The sequence below is a fragment of the Pseudogemmobacter lacusdianii genome (assembly GCF_030848395.1).
GTDB classification, from domain to species: domain Bacteria; phylum Pseudomonadota; class Alphaproteobacteria; order Rhodobacterales; family Rhodobacteraceae; genus Pseudogemmobacter; species Pseudogemmobacter lacusdianii.
Window position 1 is genome coordinate 1 of record NZ_JAVDBT010000040.1, and the last position, 1,881, is coordinate 1,881.

The 1,881-nt window shown below is 58.7% G+C and carries 1 protein-coding gene; it reads left to right on the forward strand.

What is annotated here, in order from left to right:
- Positions 1-212 precede the first annotated feature (212 nt).
- Positions 213-1,862, forward strand: coding sequence for a recombinase family protein (locus Q9295_RS17930; protein WP_306681956.1), 1,650 nt, complete (start codon positions 213-215; stop codon positions 1,860-1,862).
- The last annotated feature ends 19 nt before the right edge of the window (positions 1,863-1,881 follow it).

Genomic DNA, 1,881 nt, shown 5'->3' on the forward strand with positions numbered 1-1,881 from the left:
CCGTCGTCGCCCTCGCCGCAACCGTCATCTTCTGGCTATGACACAAGAACGAGTCCTGACCCTAGGCATTCCCCAGAGCGTGCCGGACTGATCAGACCTGTTCTGTCCCATTCAAGTTCCAAGACTGCTGAGAAGCACTACATTCACGCCAGCAGCATTGAGGTCGGCCGAGACTATGCCGAACTGATCCGTAGCAAGAGGAGGCAGTCATAATGGTAGCCGCGATTTATGCGCGATACTCCTCTGAACGCCAGAGCGATTTCTCGATTGAGGATCAGGTTCGTCTCTGTGACGAGCGGGCTAAAGGTGAAGGTCACTCAGTCTTGGAGACCTATGCGGATCGAGCGACATCGGGAGCATCTATGCTCCGTCCGGGCCTACAAGCCCTGCTCGCTGACGCACTGGCCGGACGTTTCACCGTGGTTATTGCAGAAGCTCTCGATCGGCTCAGCCGGGATCAAGCTGACGTTGCTACGATTTATAAAAAATTGGCTTTTGCGGGTGTGAAGATCCTGACTTTGAGTGAGGGGTGGATCGAGGAGCTGCATGTCGGGCTCAAGGGCACCATGAACCAACTGTTTCTGAAGGATCTTGCGGCCAAGACTCGGAGGGGACTGCGGGGCCGCGTGGAAGCAGGTTTCTCAGGGGGCGGAAACGCCTACGGATACCGTGTGGTGCGGCGACTGGACAGCGATGGCGATCTGAGCACCGGCGAGCGAGACATCAACGAGGATGAGGCGCTTATTGTCCGTCGGATCTATGCCGATTTTGCATGTGGCCAGTCTCCCAAGGCCATCGCCAGAAAACTCAACCAAGATCAGATCCCCGGCCCCCGCGGCCTGCTTTGGCGGGACACCGCGATCCGCGGTCACCGCCAACGTGGCACCGGCATCTTGAACAACGAGCTCTACCTCGGGCGGCTCGTCTGGAATCGGCTGCGCTATGTAAGGGATCCTAGCTCTGGCAATCGGGTCTCGCGACCGAACGATCCTTCGGAATGGATCATCACCGATGTGCCTCAGCTTCGAATCATTGACGATGCCCTCTGGGCGCAGGTTAAGGCGCGGCAGGAAGCCCTCGACGCTACACCCGCGGTGATGGGGATCAAGGCATCTCGCTTCTGGGAGCACCGTCGACCGGGGCATCTTCTAACGGGGCTTGTTTACTGCGATTGCTGCGGGGCCCGAATGGCATCCGTTGGCCGCGACTACCTCGCCTGCTCGGCCGCCCGCAAACTGGGTACCTGCTCGGCGCGTAAAGGCATCCGCCGATCTTTGCTAGAAGAAGTAGTCTTGGACCTCCTGAAAACGCGACTGATGCAGCCCGATTCCGTGGCGAGCTTCGTGCGCGAGCATTCCAAACTTTCAAACTCGCAAGCCGCTGAAACTCAACAGAAACGATCCAAGCTCGAGACCGAGAGGGCCGCGATCAAACGCAAACTTGAGGGGCTATATGACGCCATCTCCGATGGCCTTCGCTCCCCCGGCCTCAGGGATAAACTTCTCGAGTTGGAGGCTCGTGTGGCCATGATCGATCAAGACGTGGCGCAGCCTGCGCCGCCTCCAATACGGTTGAACCCCAACCTTTCAGAACTTTACCACAAAAAGGTCGTGGAGCTTGCGAACACCCTTGCTCATCCAGCCACCGCCGTTGCGGCGCGAGACGTCATCCGTGGCTTGATCGATCGCATCGCTGTGAGGTGGGGGGAAGACGGGCAGCCAGTTGTCATGCTCGACGGGGCGCTGACGGCATTGATTGGCTTGGCTCAGGACGCCAAAAGCCCTGCGATTGCGAGGCCTTTTGGCGGTTCGGTAAAAGTGGTTGCGGGGGCAGGATTTGAACCTGCGACCTTCAGGTTATGAGCCTGACAAGCTACCGGGC